A 19,989-nucleotide genomic window follows, 5' to 3' on the forward strand; every position below is an offset into this window, starting at 1 on the left:
GGGCTTCCTTTATTATTTTACGCATTTACCCTGATAAAGGCTTTTGCGGCTTTGAGCTCTCTATAAACAGTCGCTGTTGAAATATTAAGTTGCTGAGCCAATTGTTCAGGCTCAAGGCCCAAAAAATAATGCTGTGAAAAAATATCTGCTTTTGTTGGGTGTTGTTTCGCAAGCAGTGAAAGGGCACTATCTAGTGCTAGATATTGGTCAGGAGGTGCCTCTGTAGCTTCTTCAATCCAATAAGTAGGTGGTGTTCTCTTTTGTGCTTTTAATTTGCGAATTTCATCTCGTAGCATATTACGTACAAAAAGGCTTAAGTAGCGATTAAAGTGTGTCTTATGCTCAATGCCATAGCTTGGAGGGATCAATTCCATTAAGGATTGGTGCAAGAGGCAGGTAGTATTAGGCAAATGGTTTAGAATGAATGTCGCGTCCATTTGTTTCTTGTGTGCTTCAAGGTGTAAACTACACACGGTTTTTAAGTGGTTATAAACTAAGGCTTTAAGCTTTTTCTCACTTTCTTTGCAGCCTCTTTGCCAATCGGCCAGCAGTGCAATGATATCCATGCGCATTCCCTATCTTGTTATTACTTCATTATCCTAGCAACAAATAGGTATCAAATGTAATTAATTTCTAGCTGGCAGAAAAAATCTCACAGGTTTTTCGTTAAGACGATTTTTGTCAGATAGTTCAACAGTGAAGCTATCACTTAGGTGTAACTGCATCGCAATGAAAGCACGTAAAGAACCGTGTTGCGTTACTTTAAAGGACCGAGGAGGGATATCCATGAAAAATAGATTTACGTTGAGTTGTATTGCCTTGGGTTTGCTATTGGCAGGTTGTGGCTCTGATGATTCATCTCCAGACAGTCCAAATAATGATAATTTAGGGGATAAGACCACTGGTAGAAGAGATTTCGGATGTGACTGTTGATGAGTTGTTTTTTGCACAGCACAAGAGCCAGTTTAGTTTAGTGATGACTGTGAAGGGAGAGATTTTTTATACAGCCGAACAAGTTAGCGACTTCGTAGAAGCTGAAAATCAATTACTGGCACTGGCATCACACTAGTTCTTGCTTAGCTTTACAATAATGGTAAAGCTTCGATATCCGCGACTAAAGCCTAAGTTTATTTAGGCTTTTTTGATCACCGTCCATGGTTGAGCAGAGCTTTGAGTTTTGCTGGCTTTACTGGCTTAGACAGGTAATGGATCTGCTCACTTTTAGCGGCGATTTTTACTTCTTCATCCCTCACGGCGGTAATTAAAATAGCTGGAACCGTATTTTGCCATACGATGCGTAGCGATTTGATCAAAGAGATCCCATCACAGTTATCGTTAAGTTGGTAATCCATTAAAATAACATCTGGTGCGGGATTGTGTTTTGCGTAAGCAAGCGCGTCCTCTACTTTGTAAAACAGCTGATAGTGGCAATGCCATTTATCTAGCAGGCTCGCCATGGCTTCTAGGTTTTTCGGGTCGTCATCAACCGCGATGACATTAAGTTGAGTTTTGCTTTGCGGTTTTTGGCTAATATCTTCTTTTACTTGGAGTAAATCCACATTGCCATAGGGTATGTCTATGGCAAAGCGGCTGCCTTGATTGACAACCGAGTTCACTGAAATTGTGATGGATAAGAGATCGCATAGACGCTTTACAACACCAAGCCCAAGCCCAATACCTTTATTATCGCCCGCTTGAATACGATAAAAATCGTTAAATATCTTATTTTGCTCATGGTTTGAAATACCAGGACCGGTATCCCACACTTCAAGCCTTAAACTATGTTTACGGCGTCGACAGGCGATGAGCACTTTGCCACTGTCGGTATATTTAACGGCATTGGAAACCAGGTTTTGAATGATCCGGCGCAGGTAAGTGGTGTCGCTGTGCACAATGCTGTGGGAGCTTCTCACCTTAAGTTCTAGACCTTTCTCTTTTGAAATGATGGCATACTCATTTGCCAGTGGTAATAAGATATCGTCAATGTTGAAGTGCCTAGGAGTGGGCTTCATTGCACCTTGCTCAAGTTTTGCAATATCCAAAAGCGCGCTCATCAGGTGCACGGTAGAGTCTAGACTATCGGTGAGTTTTTCAAAGTTACCCTGATCTTTACTTATTAGATTGTGGGTATCAATCGCTGCTAAGTACAGGCGTGCGGCATTGAGTGGCTGCAAAATATCATGACTGGCAAGCGCTAAGAAGCGGGTTTTACTCTCATTTGCTTGTTCTGCTTCTTTTTTAGCGGCCATTAGTGCCTGCTCTGTTTCGTGACGATTGGCTATTTCCGCTTTAAGATCCATATTAATGGTGCGGATCTCTTGGGTTCTGGCTTCAATACGGTTCTCTAGATCCATATTGATTTCTTCCAGTGCGTTTTGCGTCGCAATATGCGTGGTGATATCTGAAAAACTCGTCACAAACCCGCCTTCAGGAAGCGGGTTTCCCGTCATCTCAAATACTTGGCCATTACGGCGGTGGCGAATAAAGTGGTGAGGAGTGCCATTTTTCAGATGTTGAACTCGTTTATCGACGTGTTTATCAATTTCTCCAGGTCCGCATTCACCGCGCTCGGCGTTAAAGCGGATCACTTCTTCTATCGGTTGTCCTACTTCTAAGAAACCATCAGGGTAGGCGAACATCTCGTGATAACGCCTGTTCCATGCAACTAGTTTTAGATCTTTATCAACAACCGAAATCCCATGGCTTAAATTTTCTAATGAGGTATAAAGTAGGTTTTGGTTGAACTGTAGTGCTTGTGTGGTTTCATCAAAAAAGTTAACCACCTCTTCAAATGCCATTTGGCGACCCGATGACACGGTACGGATCAGAGCTTGGGCTGATGAAGCACCGAGCACTCCTGTGAGTGCGCGCTCGCAGAATGAGATAAATTCAGGAGCTGGGTACGCGTCATTATCTTCTAAAATATTATTTTGAGCATAGTGCCCGAGCAATTGCTGACTGCGCTGAACCCCCAAGAAGGTTTGTAGTAGCACTTTAAAGTCATACACGGTAGCGCGAACTTGTTTATTCAAGCGTTTAGAGAGAGCAGCCTGATCTTTAGGGTTTACGAATGCCGCGGCCTGAATACGGTCGATTAGGCGCTCCTGTGCGCCGATAGAAAAGCTAATATAGCAACTAATGTTGGCGAGCAGTGCAAGTAAAGTTCCTCGGGTGATAAGGGTCTGGCGCATTTCGTAATCAAGTAATCCTCCAGCTTCCAGAATTGGAAACATAAGAAATAGCATCCAGCAGATAAAACCTGCGATGAGCCCCGCATATACGCCATACGCATGGCCTTTGCGCCAATAAAGTCCACCGACAATTGCAGGCAATAGCTGAGTCACCAATGAGAAGGCAACTAACCCCATATTTGCGAGTGCTTCACCATGACCAAACCATTGCTGGTACATATATGAAAGTAATAAGATTGCGGCGATAACAAAGCGTCGGACTAAGAGTATTTGACTCTTAAAACTGCTGTTAAGAATGTTCTTCTTAAATTTACGCTTGAACAACAGAGGCAATACCACATCGTTTGATAACATGGTACTAAGTGTGAGAGTCGCAACGACTATCATGGCCGTTGCCGCAGATAAACCGCCGATAAATACAAATGTAGCTAGGATCGGATGCTCCATCATGATAGGTAAAGCGAGTACGAAACTATCCGGTGCCGCACCATAGCCAATATCGGGGTGGATAGCGGCGGTAGCGATTGGGATGATCATGGCTGCTATCAATAACAAGTAAAGCGTAAATGCCCAACGTGCGGTTTTTAAGTGTGAAGTATTGTGGTTATCTACCACCACAACATGAAATTGTCGGGGCAAACAGACGATGGCAGCCGCTGCCATAAGCGTTTGTCCAACGAAGTTGAAGTTAAAGAAGTCAAAAGATTGCCAATGTTCGCTCAATGCTTCAAATGAGTCTGGAACTTGAGCTAAAGATTGCCATGCAAGCACGGCAACAATACCGAGTGCGAGTAGTTTAACGATAGATTCAAAAGCAACGGCCAACATCAACCCTGAGCGATACTCAGTCACATCTACCTTTCTGGTGCCAAAGAAAATCGCAAATAATGCCATGATCAAGGTGCCAGCTAATGCGAGCGCAGTGCCAGACACTTGCTCATCCTGCTGTAATAACAAAAAGCTACTACTCAAGGCTTTGAGCTGGAGCGCAATATATGGAATGGTTGCCAATAGGGCTATCATCGTTACCATGACGGCCGTAGTTTGGCGTTTACCGTATCGTGCCGAAATGAAGTCGGCAATGGTGGTGATATTCTGCTTTTTACTGACCAATATGAGTTTGCGCAAAAACCCCTGACCGAACAAAAACAGTAAAATGGGCCCCAAAAGAATAGGGAAGTAATGCCAGCTACTGGTGGCCGCAGTACCTACCGAGCCGTAATAAGTCCAAGAGGTACAATAAATCCCTAAGGAAAAGGCATAAACAAACGGATGATGACTAATTTTGAGTGCGCGGGGGGTGGTTTTATCTCCCCAGTTGGCGAGCCAAAAAAGTACACCAATATAAGCAGCGGCAACAAGGAGTAAAATGGCAGTCATAATGTTTGTTATAGTTTTTGGGTATTAATATCGTCATACTTTAGCAAACAAATGGCACCCATAGTCTAGTTTACTCTTATAATTTAATTTGAGCTTTACATGTGATTTAAAATCAAAGTGTTAGAGTTTTCTTTGGTGAGTAAAGAGGTTCATTCACCATTCAAGTTAGACTAATGTCTTACTGTCGTATCCACTCATTGAAAATACATCTTTATCCAACCTGTTTTGACTTATCTATTTGTTTATAAAGACTTTTTAATTCTAATGAATACCACGTATCTGCAGTTTACGTAAACGTTAATTTGCCGTTACGACTAAGGTCTCAATTTCAACTTACCAAGCCGTTGCTACTCTCATTAAGGTCTATTAACACAGCTTGCTCCATGTTGGAGCGGGTGATAGGAGATTTAAAATGGCTTTTAAAAGTGAAGAACAAGCGAAAGCATATTGGTCAGAAAATCTCGCCTTGATGTTTAAGCTACTCGCTATCTGGTTTGTCGTTTCATTTGGATTCGGCATCCTGTTAGTTGATGTGCTCAACGAAGTTCGTTTTTTTGGATTTAAACTCGGATTTTGGTTTTCTCAGCAAGGCGCAATTTATACTTTTGTTGCGTTAATTTTTGTCTACGTTTCAAAAATGAATGCGTTGGACAAAAAATACGGCGTGGATGAGTGAGGAGCTAATCGATGGATGTTCAAATTTTAACTTTTATTATCGTCGGCCTTAGTTTTGCGCTTTATATCGGTATCGCTATCTGGGCGAGAGCTGGGTCCACGAATGAATTCTATGTTGCTGGCGGCGGTGTACCTCCTGTTGCAAACGGTATGGCAACTGCTGCAGATTGGATGAGTGCAGCGTCCTTTATTTCAATGGCGGGGATTATTTCCTTCGCTGGTTACGACGGCGGTGTTTACCTCATGGGGTGGACCGGCGGTTATGTATTACTTGCCCTGTGTTTAGCACCTTATTTGCGTAAATTTGGTAAGTTCACGGTACCAGATTTTATTGGTGATCGTTACTATTCTCAGGTTGCACGTGTGGTTGCGATCCTGTGTGCTATCTTCATTTGTTTTACCTATATTGCCGGTCAAATGCGTGGTGTTGGTGTGGTGTTCTCTCGTTTCCTCGAAGTGGATATTGAAACGGGTGTTTACATCGGTATGGTGATTGTATTCTTCTACGCGGTACTTGGCGGTATGAAGGGGATCACTTATACACAGGTCGCTCAATATTGTGTACTTGTCTTTGCTTATTTAGTTCCTGCTATTTTCATCTCACTGATGATGACGGGCCATTTACTTCCACAAACCGGTTTTGGCGCTACGTTGGCTGATGGCTCGGGCACCTACCTACTCGACAAGCTAGATGGACTCAGTACCGAACTCGGTTTTGCGCAGTACACCGAAGGCTCTAAGAGTATGGTTGATGTGTTCGCGATTACCGCTGCACTTATGGTTGGTACTGCTGGTCTGCCACACGTAATTGTTCGCTTCTTTACCGTTCCTAGAGTAAAAGACACTCGCATTTCAGCCGCTTGGACCTTAGTGTTTATCGCTATCGTATATACAACTGCACCCGCTGTTGCGTCATTCGCTCGCGTAAACATGATCGACACTATCAACGGTAAAGATGGTAGTGGCACGGTATATGAAGAAGCACCACAATGGGTGAAAAACTGGGAAAGAACGGGCCTTATCGTATTCAATGATAAGAACGGTGATGGCAAAATGCAGTACTCTGCAGGCAAGATTGATGATCCTGCAAGTGCAAACGAAGTGAAGATTGACCGCGATATTATGGTATTGGCAAATCCAGAAATTGCGAATCTACCTGCCTGGGTGATTGCATTGGTCGCTGCAGGTGGTATTGCTGCGGCGCTATCGACAACCGCAGGCTTGCTACTGGTTATTTCAACATCGGTATCACATGACTTGTTGAAGCGTACCATTAAGCCGGATATCAACGATAAGCAAGAATTGCTGGCTGCACGCTTAGCGGCGATGGTAGCGATTGGGATCTCAGCATATTTTGGTATAAACCCGCCAGGGTTTGTTGCCTCGGTGGTTGCATTTGCCTTCGGGTTGGCTGCGGCGAGTTTCTTCCCTGCAATTATCATGGGGATATTCTCTAAGCGAATGAATAAAGAAGGTGCGATTGCCGGCATGGTAACGGGTATAGGTTTCACTGCGGCTTATATTATTTACTTTAAGTTTGTTAGCCCTGAGCTAAATGCCCCTGCAAACTGGTTGTTTGGGATTTCTCCTGAAGGGATTGGTATTGTAGGTATGCTAGTGAACTTCGTTGTAGCTGCACTGGTTATGAAGGTGACTGCGGATACACCTGAAGAAGTCAAAGTGATGGTTGATGGGATCCGTAACCCTAAAGGGTCTAGCGCTGCTCACGCACACTAAGCAATGCTAATCGAATTTGCCCAGCCAGCGTGCTGGGCAAATTTGTTTTTGATAGTGCAAAATTGTAGACGATTAAAAGGACAGTTAGGTATGACGCCAGAAATTCAAGATGTCTTTCAGTTTGTTTATAAACAAGCCCCGTTTTCTGAATTGCCCGAAGCGGCTGCCAGCTACTTTTCAAAACATATCGAAATTGTTTATCTTAGCCAGACGAATCAACAAGATTGGCTTCAAGATGGCAAGCCAAATCTATATCTGCTGCGCTCAGGTGTGGTTGATCTGATCTCTGCAAAAGACGAAGTCATTGGTCGTATGAGTGAGGGAGATTACTTTGGTTATCCTTCTTTATTAACCGGTGATGCCATTCAAAATCGCATCGAAGTTCAAAAAGATGGCTTGGTTTATATTCTCAATGAGCAGAACTTTGATTTTTTGCGCCGAGAATATAAACCTTTTGAGCAATACTTTGTTAGAGCACATGCTAACCGACTACTTTCTTCTCGTTATAAACAGCAAAGCGAAACTTGGTCAGAGCGGAAAATATCTGAGCTAATGACTAAAGACGCGGTTACTATCGCGCCGACAGCGAGTATTCGTGACGCTGCCAAATTGATGAGCCAGCATCGTGTTTCATCAATTATGGTCACGGAGCAAGCGCGCTTGGTTGGCGTTGTGACGGATAGAGATCTGCGCAATCGAGTTCTTGCGCAAGACAAAGATCCCAGTGCTCCACTTGCTGAGATCATGACGGAAAAGCCAAAACATATTTTCGAAAACAACCGTGTGTTTTCGGCCCTGCATTTAATGCTTAAGCACAATATTCATCACTTGCCTGTGTTAAATGAAGCATATAAACCATTGGGCATGCTGACCAGCACCGATCTACTGAGACAGCAAAAAAGTGATCCGGTGCAACTTATTGGCAGGATCTATAAAGCACAAAATCTTCTGGCTATCAAAAACTGCGCTCAGGAGATCCCAGATCTGTTACGCCAATTTTCCTATCATATCGAAGATATTTCACTGATTGGCAAGCTATTAAGTGGCCTCACTGATGCGCTAACATCAAGATTAATCTATTTATATCAACAGCAGCATGGTGCCGCGCCATGTCGCTTCGCGTGGATCTGTTTTGGCTCTCAGGCACGAGAAGAGCAGACCTTACATTCAGATCAAGACAATGGTTTATTGCTACCAGACAATATCAGCGAAAACGATCGTCGTTACTTTGCTGCTTTAGGCGCGTTTGTCTGTGAGCAACTCAACGAGTGCGGTATTCAATCTTGCCCGGGAAATATCATGGCTAGTAATGCAGATTGCCGTGGCACAGTTGCCCAGTGGACCGCCAAATTTAGCAAGTGGATCTTGTCTCCTACGCCAAAAGCGATGCTTAATTGCAAGATCTACTTTGATATGCGTTTTATTGATGGCGCCAGCGATCTCTATGCGACCCTACGCCAATCTTTGGATCAGATCAGTCGAAACGAGCTGTTTTATGCGGCAATGGCGACAGACATCAACGCAAACTCGGTACCGATCGGGATCTTTCAACAATTTAAGCTGGAAAAAGACAAGAGCAAACATAAGTATTTAGATCTGAAAAAGCGTGGGGTTGCCATTATCAACGATGTGGTTAGGTTGTATGCGCTAAAGGTTGGGGTTGCAAGAGCTAACACCTTAGAGCGCCTAGAGGCGCTGACTAAAAGCCCATTACTTGCTAAGTCGGATATCGACAATCTAAAAGACTGTTGGCGATTCTTAACACAATTGCGGTTAAAGACTCAAATCAACCGTGAAGGATTACCAGGTAATTGTATAAACCCAGAAAATCTCTCTTCTCTTGAACGCCATCAACTCAAAGAAGCATTTTATTTAGTCAAACAAGCACAGCAGGCGAGTGCCTTTAAGTTTGCTCGAGGGAGTTTATAAGCAATGAACTGGTTTTCTCACTCAGTTGCTAAGTGGCGCTATAAACATCTGCCGTTTGCGCAAGCCGAGTTGGTGGTGCTTGACCTTGAGCTCACAGGTCTTGACCCTAAGCGCCATGAAATTGTGTCGGCTGGTTGGTTGCCAATTAAAAATATGCGGATCCAAGTGAAAGATGCGCAGTATCATTTGAACAGTGAAGTGAGAACGCTTGCACAAAGTCCAGTTTTCCACGGTATTGATAGTAGCAGATTGGCTGAAGGTGAGTCCTTACAAACTCTGCTGCTAGCGCTTCAGCATGCGCTCCACGGTAAAGTGTTGGTATGTCATAACGTACAGATGGATTGGGCGTTTCTTAAGGCGGCATTTCAGCGCTTTGAGCTAAACGTAAGACCTGCCTTGCTGTTAGATACCATGCAGATAGATAAGCGTCGTGTGTTAAAGCAAGGCTATCCGCTGGCGCAAGATGCGTTAACACTAAACGCTTGTAGAATGCGTTATGGTTTACCTCCTCACCAATTGCATGATGCGCTTAGCGATGCTTTAGCGACAGCGGAGCTACTGTTGGCGCAATCTCAGGCCATCTGTGCCGGTGGTAAATGTAAAATTGCGGATTTAACTTGAGTTAAAAAATTGCCCTAGCCTCTTACACATTTCACTCAGGTCGATTACAATAGCGCCATCAAAACGAAGGGGAACTTTCGTACTTGCGACTTCATGGATTTTCAATTTAATGACAATCAAGCTTGCAATTAATGGCTTTGGTCGAATAGGGCGTAATATCGTAAGAGCACTCTATGAGTCGGGTCGTCACCACGAAATACAAATTGTAGCCATCAATGAGTTGGCGGATCCTAAAGGGATCGCGCATCTTCTAAAATACGATACCTCACATGGGCGTTTTGCTTTTCCAGTTTCGTTAACAGAATCTTTTTTGGAAGTAGCTGAGGATAAGATCCAGTTATTTTCAGAGCCAGATCCAAGTCACCTGCCTTGGCGCGCGCTAGATGTTGATGTGGTGCTTGATTGCACTGGCGTCTATTATTCTCGTCAGCACGCACTTGCGCATATTCAGGCTGGGGCAAAGAAAGTATTATTTTCACATCCTGCGGATGCTGATGTTGATGCGACGGTGATCTTCGGTATCAACGAAGAAATACTGTTACCTGAGCACACCATTGTGTCTAACGGCTCATGTACGACAAACTGTATTGTTCCGGTAATTAAAGTGCTAGACGATAAGTTTGGTGTTGAGTCCGGTGCTATTACGACTATTCACGCCTCTATGCATGATCAACAAGTGATTGATGCTTATCACAGTGATTTGCGGCGTACGCGTGCGGCAAGCCAATCCATCATTCCTGTTGATACTAAGCTGGCTCGCGGTATTGAACGTATTTTACCTAAGTTCCAAGGTCGTTTTGAGGCGATCGCGGTGCGGGTGCCAACAATCAATGTTACGGCGATGGATCTGAGTGTGACGCTCAATGAAAATGTCACAATTGATGCGGTAAACTCAGTTCTAAAGCAGGCTGCTGGTGGTCGTTTAGAAGGGGTACTGAGCTACACTGAAGAGCCGCTAGTGTCGGTTGATTTTAATCACGATCCACATTCTTGTATTATAGATGGTACGCAAACTCGAGTGAGTCACAAGCGCTTGGTTAAGCTGCTAGTTTGGTGTGATAACGAGTGGGGTTTTGCTAATCGTATGCTTGATACCGCTTGCGTGATGATGCGTGGCTAATCATTTGTTTCAGACGCTGTTATAATCAAATTGTCTGCACAAAATTAAAACAATAATTCAAACCGAGGTAGCAAACGATTGCTGCCTTGTAGATAACAAAATGTATCGTTCTTTAAGGAGATGTCCAATGTCAGTCATTAAGATGGCGGATTTAGATTTAAACGGCAAGCGTGTGTTGATCCGCGAAGACCTAAATGTGCCAATTAAAGATGGCAAAGTCGCGTCGGACGCGCGGATCCGTGCTGCACTACCTAGTATCAAATTAGCGCTAGAAAAAGGTGCTAAAGTGATGGTGATGTCTCACCTTGGTCGTCCAACCGAGGGAGAATATGATGCACAATACTCCATGCAGCCGGTTGTGGATTATCTTAATGATGCGTTATCTCAAGATGTACGTTTAGTGACTGACTATCTTGACGGCGTGGATGTACAAGACAATGAAGTTATCGTATTCGAAAACGTGCGTTTTAACGTTGGCGAGAAGAAAGACGATGAAGTACTTGCGAAAAAACTAGCAGCGCTTTGTGATGTCTACGTGATGGATGCCTTTGGTACTGCGCACCGCGCACAGGCTTCAACACATGGTGTTGGCTTGTACGCTGAGGTGGCTTGTGCAGGTCCATTGCTTGCGGCAGAACTCGACGCGCTTGGCAAAGCACTAGATAATCCAGCTCGTCCTTTGGTGGCTATCGTTGGCGGCTCTAAAGTATCAACCAAACTAACCGTGCTTGATTCATTGTCTAAGGTTGTTGACCAACTCGTTACTGGTGGTGGTATCGCGAATACTTTCATTGCTGCAGCGGGTAACCCTGTTGGTAAGTCGCTGTACGAAGCGGACTTGATCCCTGAAGCGAACAAGCTAGTGGCTGCTGCCAGAGCGAATGACGGTGATATTCCTGTTCCGACTGATGTGGTTGTCGGTAATGAGTTTTCAGAATCTGCAGTTGCTACCATTAAAGATGCGAGCGAAGTTTCAGACGAAGACATGATCTTCGACATCGGTCCTGATACTGCAACTCAACTTGCCGAGATCATTGCAAATGCTGGCACTGTGGTTTGGAATGGCCCAGTGGGTGTATTTGAATTTGATCAATTTGGTAATGGTACTGAAGCGATTGCCAATGCTATCGCTAAGTCGTCAGCATTCTCAATTGCTGGTGGTGGCGATACGTTAGCTGCTATCGATAAGTATGGTGTTGAGCAAGATATCTCTTATATTTCTACTGGTGGCGGTGCTTTCCTTGAATTTCTTGAGGGTAAAACACTTCCTGCGGTCGCCATGCTTGAGCAGCGAGCTAAAGACTAAAATTGATTGAGGTAGCGTTAAGCTACCTCTTAATATCAGGTAAACATCACTCTCTCACATACTTGATGTTTGCTTGACGACGCGTAGCGTCCGGTTAGCCAACAAATAAAGTGGTTAACTTCATCAGCGTTGGCTGGTGTAAACATATTATCCGTTCAAACCGATAGCGGTGGCTATCAACAATTGGAGAAAAGCAATATGGCTTTAATCAGTATGCGTCAACTTCTCGATCATGCAGCTGAGCATGGTTATGGCGTTCCGGCATTCAACGTGAATAACCAAGAGCAAATGCGTGCGATTATGGAAGCTGCGGACAAGACAAATAGTCCGGTTATCGTGCAAGGTTCTGCTGGTGCACGCAAATATGCTGGTGCACCATTTATCCGCCACATGATTTTAGCGGCTGTAGAAGAATGGCCTCATATTCCAGTTGTAATGCACCAAGATCATGGTACTTCACCTGCTGTATGCCAGCGCTCAATTCAACTTGGTTTCTCATCAGTCATGATGGACGGCTCTCTAATGGAAGACGGTAAAACGCCTTCAAGCTACGAGTATAATGTGGACGTTACTCGTCGTACTGTTGAAATGGCGCACGCTTGTGGCGTGTCTGTTGAGGGCGAGTTAGGTGTACTTGGTTCTCTTGAAACCGGTGAAGCTGGTGAAGAAGACGGTATTGGCGCTGAAGGTAAATTAACAGAAGATCAGCTACTGACAGATCCTGAAGAAGCTGCAGACTTCGTCAAGAAAACCAATGTAGATGCGCTTGCTATTGCATGCGGTACATCACACGGTGCTTATAAATTTACTCGTCCACCAACGGGCGATATCTTAGCAATTAACCGCATCAAAGAAATCCACGCTCGTATTCCTGATACTCACTTAGTAATGCATGGTTCGTCTTCAGTACCGCAGGATTGGTTAGCAATCATCAATGAGTTTGGTGGCGAAATCCCTGAGACTTACGGTGTACCGGTCGAGCAAATTGTTGAAGGTATTAAATTCGGTGTTCGTAAAGTTAATATTGATACTGATCTACGTTTAGCATCAACAGGTGCTATTCGTCGCCACCTTGCGCAAAACCCAAGCAATTTCGATCCTCGCAAATTCTTAGCGGAAGCGACGAAAGCGATGACTGAGATCTGTGTTGCGCGCTACGAAGCGTTTGGTACAGCTGGTCAAGCTGCTAAGATCAAGCCAATTTCACTTGATGATATGCACTTGAGATATCTAACTGGTGAGTTAGATCCTAAAGTGAAATAACTTACGGATCAAAATTTGACTAAGTAAAATTGTGCATCGCACGCTGATACTTCAAAAAGCCTCTGAAATAGAGGCTTTTTTGTATCTGATCCTTGATTGAAAGCCAATGTTTAATAGGGCTTGCAAGGTGAAAATACACTTAGATCGCCATTTTACTAGCGAGGTAAATAGGGATCAGATCTTTACTAACAAAGATCATTGTTTAACTAAGTAGATATATTTCAAAACCTCAGATCAATAAGTTAGCCTCGCTTAGATCATTTTTATACCAACGTGATCCAGCGTTAAGTAGTAAGAGGTTAGTAAGAAAATGATCTTGGGGACGATCTTGTTGGTAAAAAGCTGATCCTGACTATAGATGATCTCTAGCAGTTAATAAAATACTGATCCCGGAGTCAGTTTCTTGATCTCCAGCTAAAAGTGTCTAACTTTAACAATACGAGATCTGTTCGCTACGTCCTCTCTGTCTGGCTTCGGCATCTCAAACCTTGTTGTACTGCGCCCAAATACTATCCAAGGTGATCAAAGATGAAAATGAAATACCTACCATTTGTTGCTCTAAGCCTTTGCTCTATGAGTGTTTGTAGTTATGCAAACGAAGCTGTATCTCTATACGGTAGAGCTCATGTCGGGGTGCAAAACTCTGATAAAGACGGTGATAGCGATACTTCAATTGAGAGTTATAACTCTCGCATGGGGTTAAAGGGATCGACAAAGCTGCAGGATGGGCTTGAGGTCTTTTATAAATATGAATTCCAAGTTGAGATCACAGATCAAGACAAAGATGGTAAGTCAGGTGATAACCTTACAGCACGCTCTCAGTATCTTGGGGTTAAAGGGAGCTATGGTCAGCTCCTGATCGGCCGTGATGATACACCGATGAAAAAGTCGCAAGGCAAAGTGGACTTAATGAATGACTTTTCTGGTGATATTAATTCGTTCTTTGTTGGTGAAAATCGCCTTGGTGACACCGTGCAATATACAACTCCGGCTATTAATCATTTGCAGTTTACAGTGAGTTATATTGCCGAAGACAACAGCAAACAAAACGGTGAAGATGGCTTATCTTTGTCGGCAAGTTACGGTGATAGCAAACTCAAAAAAACCAATGTATATGTTGCTGTTGCCCACGACAATAAAGTTGCGGGACAAGACATTAATCGCGTGACGGTACAAGGAAAACTAGGGGACTTTAAACTCGGCGGTATGTATCAACAAAATGAAGCGATTGATAGTGATGAAGAAGTAGATAGCTTCATGGTGAGTGCTGCTTACCAGATTGAGTCATATACCTTACTGGCTCAATATCAAGATTCGGATGGGGCTGCAGGTAAGCTGAAAGACTCTGGCAATGCAGCCTCAGTAGGTGTGGAAAAAAGTCTAAGTAAACAAGCTCGTATGTATCTTTGGTATTCGAAATTTTCTTTGGATAACAACGAAGATCACAACACGATGGCGGTCACATTGAGATATGACTTTTAATTTACAAAGGCGTAAGGCTATTTACAAAAAGCATGCTGATTTTGCGGTGAATTGCAGCGTAGTTTTTGTAGTATGGTTTGGAGATCGTAGTCCATATTTCGAAAACACTATTTTGAGACCAATATTTTAGTATAAAATATATTTAAAATCATATTATTACAAATAAATAAGGTATTCCCTTTGTAGCCAAAAAAGAGATTTTTTTGGCTTGTTTTGCGTTTACACGTTACACTTTCATAAAAATGTCACAGTTAGTCATAATAATGACATCAACAACGTCGGTAACGAGAGAACATTGGGAATGTCACGTAAAGTACTTGTAGTTGATGATGAAGCACCTATCAGAGAAATGTTGGTGTTCGTACTAGAGCAAAATGGTTTTCAAGCAATTGAAGCGGAAGACTATGATTCAGCAGTTGCTGCTATGGTAGAACCTTATCCAGATATGGTGCTACTAGACTGGATGCTGCCAGGAGGCAGTGGTATTCAAATTGCTAAAAAGTTTAAGCAAAGTGAATATACCCGTCAGATCCCAATCATCATGCTAACGGCAAGAGGTGAAGAGGAAGATAAAGTTAAAGGATTAGAGGTTGGTGCGGATGATTATGTGACAAAGCCTTTCTCTCCTAAAGAGCTAATGGCTCGTATTAAAGCGGTAATGCGTCGAGTTTCACCGACGTCGCTAGAAGAAGCGATAGAAGTTCACGGATTACGTTTAGACCCTATTTCTCACCGAGTGACATCTGCGGGCACTGAGTTAGATATGGGGCCGACAGAGTTTCGTTTATTACATTTCTTCATGACACACCCTGAACGTGTTTATAGCCGTGAACAGCTGTTAGATCACGTATGGGGCACTAATGTGTACGTTGAAGATCGCACTGTAGACGTTCATATTCGTCGCTTACGTAAAGCTATCGCACCGCTTGGCCACGATCGCTTAGTGCAAACCGTACGTGGTGCAGGTTACCGCTTTTCGAGTAAACTGTAATTAGTATTCCAAGAGGAACTGAATTATTTGGTTCCTAAATGGATTTAGTCTATGTATCGAGTGATTGATAAACAGGCGTTAACGAGACGCCTGTTTTTGTATTTCCTACCACTAGCCTTAATTGGCTATTTAGTCAGTGCACCTTTTCTGTTTCTTTTCATAGGTGCTTTCGTCTTATTAGTTTGGCATTACAAACAACTCTATCGTTTGAGCGACTGGCTGCTCAACCAACGTAGTTTTAATCCACCTGAAGGTAAGGGCGCTTGGGAGCAAGTGTTTGAAGGGATCTATCAGCTTCAGCAACGTAATCGTAAAAAGCGTAATGAGCTCGCTGAACTGATCCGACGCTTTCGTGAGGGGGCTGAAGCTATCCCAGACGCGGTCGTTGTACTGCAACAAGATCTCAGTATTGTGTGGTGTAACCAATTAGCTTTGAAAGTGTTAGGTTTGCAATGGCCTACAGATCATGGTCAAAGATTGGATAACCTTATCCGAGATCCTAAATTTGTAAAATACATGCATGAACATCGCTTTGATGAAGCATTAGAGCTTGAGACCGGACTTGCACATGAGCAAGTGTTGGAAATACGAGTCATGCCGTATGCCGAGCAGCTTATGCTAGTGGCGCGTGATGTTAGCCGACTAAAGCAACTAGAGCAAATGCGCAAAGACTTTGTCGCAAATGTATCTCATGAGCTAAGGACGCCGCTAACCGTCATGGCTGGCTATCTAGAGATGATGGATAGCGATAATATGCCACCCCCCGCAATGTGGGCTAAAGCACATGGTACTATGATAGATCAGTGTAAACGGATGGATAGTCTGGTAAATCAACTTCTTTCCTTGTCTCGAATCGAAGGGGCGAGAAAGCAAGACAATGACAAAGCCGTGAATATTCCTGCCATGCTTGATCTTATTTATACCGAAGCGAAGTCACTTAATCAGGAAAAGGGCCATGAGCTCGTTTTTGACATTGATCCGACTTTGGATATCAAAGGGGCTGGGGATGAGTTACGCAGTGCTTACTCAAATTTAATTTTTAATGCTATTCATTACACTAAACCCGGTGGGCACATTCGTGTACGTTGGTATTTAGAAAACGACTTGCCGACCTTTAGTGTCGTCGATAATGGCGATGGTATCGCGCCTGAACACATTAACCGACTAACTGAACGTTTTTACCGTGTGGATAAAGCACGAAGCCGAAAAACAGGCGGCTCGGGCCTTGGTTTAGCAATTACTAAGCATGTGTTGTCTCGTCATGACTCAGCTTTACATATTGAAAGCAAAGTGGGTGAAGGCTCTCGCTTTTGGTTTGCTTTCCCCAAACAAAAGCGAATTTTTATGACAAATGATGAAAGTCATAAAAGTGTAATTTAAGAGTAATTTTATTGTCATTTTATCGCTGCACAATGAGCTGCGTAAAATAACTGGGACCAACAACTGGAGTGACCCCAATGAAATTTAAAAGCTTAGTTGCCGCAATGGGTGTGGCTATTACTACATTAGTTTCTACTCAAGTATCTGCTTTAGACGAAAAGTTACCAGAGTATAATAAAACCAGCGGTATCTCAGGAAACTTCTCTTCTGTAGGTTCTGATACGCTTGCCAACATGATGACGTTTTGGGCAGAAGAATATAAAAGAATTTACCCTAACGTAAATATCCAAATCCAAGCTGCTGGTTCTTCTACTGCGCCACCTGCACTAACGGAAGCAACGGCAAACTTCGGCCCAATGAGCCGTAAGATGAAATCAAAAGAAATCGAAGCTTTTGAAAAGCGTTATGGTTATAAGCCAACAGAAATCCGCGTAGCAATTGATGCGCTCGCAGTATTTGTACACAAAGATAACCCAATTGAAGGCTTAACAATTGAACAGGTTGATTCAATCTTCTCTTCAACGCGCAAGTGTGGTTCGGCAGCACAGGCAAATCGCTGGAGTGATGTTGGTCTAACGGGTGATTGGGCAGCAAAAGATATTCAGCTTTATGGTCGTAACTCAGTATCTGGTACTTATGGTTACTTCAAGAAAAAAGCACTGTGTAAAGGTGACTTCCGCAATAATGTTAACGAGCAGCCAGGTTCTGCGTCTGTAGTACAGTCTATCTCGTCTTCAGTGAATGCGATTGGTTATTCTGGTATCGGTTATAAAACGTCAGGCGTACGTACCGTACCATTAGCGAAAAAAGGCACGAACTACGTTGATGCAACATTAGAAAATGTGGCACAGGGCAAATACCCACTGTCTCGCTTCCTATATCTATATGTGAACAAGCACCCTAATAAAGAATTAGCACCTATCGAGGCTGAATTCTTGAAGATGGTATTGTCTAAAGAAGGTCAAAAGATTGTTGAGAAAGATGGTTACGTTCCTCTTTCTAGCGAAATGGCGACACGTGAATTGAAAAAGTTAGGTTTACTTTAATCAATTACTCAACCCGCTAATTACTTGTTGTTATTGATGCCGCTCATTGAGCGGCATTTTTTATTTTCACACTTATATGTTCCCAGATTGAATAATTTGTTTAAATCTTCATCCTCAGGCGGCAAAAAAGCTGGAAATATTCTATATTTAGTTAAAATTTATAATAAATCAGTCGATAATGAACTCGTCTTACTTCAAAAGGTGTATATATGAGTCTAGGTACTGCTTTTGCTGATCTTAGTATCACCAAAAAGATCCACGCAATTACGCTCGTTGCGGTTGTCGCTTTTGTGGTTATCGTGTTTGTTAATTACAACGCTATTAGTTCTAACCAAAGGGCCTTAAATGAATTAGAGGAGCAGACATACAAAATTCTTAACCTCGCCACAGAAAACGCAAATAAGCTGCAGAATTTAGATGAGCTATTCACTCAAGCTGTAACCTTCGGGGATGCTGAATTATTAGATAAAGCAAAAGAATATCAACAGCAAATCCAAGCTAACTTGCAAAAAATTGAGTCGGTACAAAGTGGCTTTATGCCCTCAGATAATAGCGATGAACTTACGCAGTACGGCAAAATTGCGCAACAAATTGCTGGAGGAATGATAGATGGTACAGCTGATTTTTCCCGTATCCAAGAAGATGCCAAAAAGAAAACTGAAATCTACGAAGGCTTAGTCGCAGATTTTACCAAGGCTAAAACGAACGCGAATGATCGTTTTGTTGAATTACTTCAAAATACCGAAGAGCGCTCAGCAAACGCGCTCACGATAATGTTGATTGTGGCCGTTATTTCTTTACTTGTGCTGGTTTTCTTAGCGGTTATGATCGCAAGAGGTATAGGCAACTCAGCTAAGGATGCGGCGCAAAATCTGAAACTATTAGCGCAAGGGCAGGGTTCTTTGTCCACCACGCTCAATGTGCGCTCTCACGATGAAATTGGCCAGGTATCCATAAACTTTAATGAATTTGTCGGGTTACTAAAAGGGGCTGTTGTTGAGGTGATGAGTGTCGTCGAACCTTTGATGAAAGACTCAAGTCGCCTTATTCAGGGGATGGAAAAAGCTGAGGGGGCAACGAATCAACAAACGCATGACGCGGAAGTAGTACGTCAATCTATGGAAGAAATGCGGTTAAGTGTGGGTGATATCTCTCATTCAGCGTCACAAGCTTCTGATGCTGCTCAGCTGGCCGAACAAGAAGTTGAGCAGAGTAAGCGCCAAATTCAGGTGTCAGTTAACGAATCACAAGCATTAAGTGAAGAAATTAATCATGCAGCAGAGACGATCAATAAGCTAGCTGATGATACACAGAACGTGACGCAAATCTTAAATGTGATCACATCGATTGCAGAGCAAACCAATTTACTTGCCTTGAATGCTGCGATTGAGGCGGCTCGTGCAGGTGAGCAAGGTCGAGGTTTTGCGGTGGTTGCTGATGAAGTCCGCGAATTAGCCTCAAGAACAGCAAAGTCGACCAATGAGATAAGAGAACTTTTAAATGTGCTAACAGAAGCGGCAAATCAAGCGGTGAAAGCAATGACAAGTGCAAGCAGTATGGCAATTAATAATGCTGAAGCTGCAGCACAAACTGGGCAGTCGATTGAGCAGATAGCAGCACAAATCTTGTCAATTAATAGCATGAATGGTCAAATTGCTGCGGCAACGGAGGAACAGACCTCGGTAGCCGCTATGGTAGTAAACAATGTGACATCTATGCACCAGTCTTTCCAAGACACAATGCAAGCGTTGAATGAAGTACAAGACGTTGCTGAGAATCTCCATGTACTGTCCGACAACTTGAAAGATGCAACCTCAAAATTTAGAGTCTAATGCTTTAATTTTTAAACGATAAATAAAAACAGCCAC

General features: G+C 43.2%; 15 protein-coding genes. 13 read left to right on the forward strand and 2 right to left on the reverse strand.

All coding sequences use genetic code 11. The features are described 5' to 3' along the window. Positions 1-17: 17 nt before the first annotated feature. Positions 18-566, reverse strand: a complete 549-nt coding sequence (locus MHN32_RS14880) for an ECF-type sigma factor (RefSeq protein WP_227386851.1) — start codon at positions 564-566, stop codon at positions 18-20. A 356-nt stretch (positions 567-922) separates the two neighbouring features. On the opposite strand from MHN32_RS14880, the gene MHN32_RS14885 reads away from it, so the two are divergent. Beyond that, positions 923-1,069 carry a hypothetical protein gene (locus tag MHN32_RS14885; RefSeq protein ID WP_239422227.1) on the forward strand — a complete coding sequence of 49 codons (147 nt, stop codon included), beginning with the start codon at positions 923-925 and terminating at the stop codon, positions 1,067-1,069. Positions 1,070-1,145: 76 nt separating this feature from the next. Here the strand turns inward: MHN32_RS14885 and MHN32_RS14890 are convergent, their stop codons facing one another. After that, positions 1,146-4,571 (reverse strand): PAS-domain containing protein, encoded by a 3,426-nt coding sequence (locus tag MHN32_RS14890; protein ID WP_227386852.1) that lies wholly within the window; start codon positions 4,569-4,571, stop codon positions 1,146-1,148. A 412-nt stretch (positions 4,572-4,983) separates the two neighbouring features. On the opposite strand from MHN32_RS14890, the gene MHN32_RS14895 reads away from it, so the two are divergent. From MHN32_RS14895 to MHN32_RS14950, 12 genes are all read left to right on the forward strand, one after another. Then, positions 4,984-5,247 (forward strand): DUF4212 domain-containing protein, encoded by a 264-nt coding sequence (locus MHN32_RS14895; RefSeq protein ID WP_010607553.1) that lies wholly within the window; start codon positions 4,984-4,986, stop codon positions 5,245-5,247. A gap of 11 nt (positions 5,248-5,258) precedes the next feature. Continuing rightward, positions 5,259-6,983: a sodium:solute symporter family protein gene (locus tag MHN32_RS14900; protein ID WP_010607554.1), complete on the forward strand. Its 1,725-nt coding sequence runs from the start codon at positions 5,259-5,261 to the stop codon at positions 6,981-6,983. Between the two features lie 90 nt (positions 6,984-7,073). Next, the gene (locus tag MHN32_RS14905; protein WP_102057515.1) at positions 7,074-8,912 is read left to right on the forward strand and encodes a DUF294 nucleotidyltransferase-like domain-containing protein; all 1,839 of its coding nucleotides are present in this window, start codon (positions 7,074-7,076) and stop codon (positions 8,910-8,912) included. A 3-nt stretch (positions 8,913-8,915) separates the two neighbouring features. Continuing rightward, the gene (locus MHN32_RS14910; protein ID WP_102057514.1) at positions 8,916-9,533 is read left to right on the forward strand and encodes a 3'-5' exonuclease; all 618 of its coding nucleotides are present in this window, start codon (positions 8,916-8,918) and stop codon (positions 9,531-9,533) included. 109 nt (positions 9,534-9,642) lie between these two features. After that, positions 9,643-10,653: an erythrose-4-phosphate dehydrogenase gene (gene epd / locus MHN32_RS14915; protein ID WP_239422228.1), complete on the forward strand. Its 1,011-nt coding sequence runs from the start codon at positions 9,643-9,645 to the stop codon at positions 10,651-10,653. A 127-nt stretch (positions 10,654-10,780) separates the two neighbouring features. Continuing rightward, positions 10,781-11,959 carry a phosphoglycerate kinase gene (locus MHN32_RS14920; RefSeq protein WP_239422229.1) on the forward strand — a complete coding sequence of 393 codons (1,179 nt, stop codon included), beginning with the start codon at positions 10,781-10,783 and terminating at the stop codon, positions 11,957-11,959. A 198-nt stretch (positions 11,960-12,157) separates the two neighbouring features. After that, positions 12,158-13,222, forward strand: a complete 1,065-nt coding sequence (gene fba / locus MHN32_RS14925; RefSeq protein ID WP_010607559.1) for a class II fructose-bisphosphate aldolase — start codon at positions 12,158-12,160, stop codon at positions 13,220-13,222. A 528-nt stretch (positions 13,223-13,750) separates the two neighbouring features. Next, positions 13,751-14,704 (forward strand): porin, encoded by a 954-nt coding sequence (locus MHN32_RS14930; RefSeq protein ID WP_010607560.1) that lies wholly within the window; start codon positions 13,751-13,753, stop codon positions 14,702-14,704. A 301-nt stretch (positions 14,705-15,005) separates the two neighbouring features. After that, complete coding sequence (gene phoB / locus MHN32_RS14935) at positions 15,006-15,695, forward strand: phosphate regulon transcriptional regulator PhoB (RefSeq protein ID WP_010378755.1); 690 nt, start codon at positions 15,006-15,008, stop codon at positions 15,693-15,695. A 51-nt stretch (positions 15,696-15,746) separates the two neighbouring features. Beyond that, entirely contained in the window at positions 15,747-17,075 is a 1,329-nt protein-coding gene (phoR, locus tag MHN32_RS14940; protein WP_237115723.1) for a phosphate regulon sensor histidine kinase PhoR, read from the forward strand. A gap of 77 nt (positions 17,076-17,152) precedes the next feature. Next, a complete protein-coding gene (locus MHN32_RS14945; RefSeq protein ID WP_017216573.1) occupies positions 17,153-18,121 on the forward strand; it encodes a phosphate ABC transporter substrate-binding protein in 969 nt (322 codons plus the stop codon). A gap of 209 nt (positions 18,122-18,330) precedes the next feature. Beyond that, positions 18,331-19,953 (forward strand): HAMP domain-containing methyl-accepting chemotaxis protein, encoded by a 1,623-nt coding sequence (locus MHN32_RS14950; protein ID WP_010607563.1) that lies wholly within the window; start codon positions 18,331-18,333, stop codon positions 19,951-19,953. Positions 19,954-19,989 lie beyond the last annotated feature (36 nt).

Origin of the sequence: Pseudoalteromonas sp. Of11M-6 (assembly GCF_022347905.1) — a bacterium.
Classification (GTDB): Bacteria; Pseudomonadota; Gammaproteobacteria; order Enterobacterales; family Alteromonadaceae; genus Pseudoalteromonas.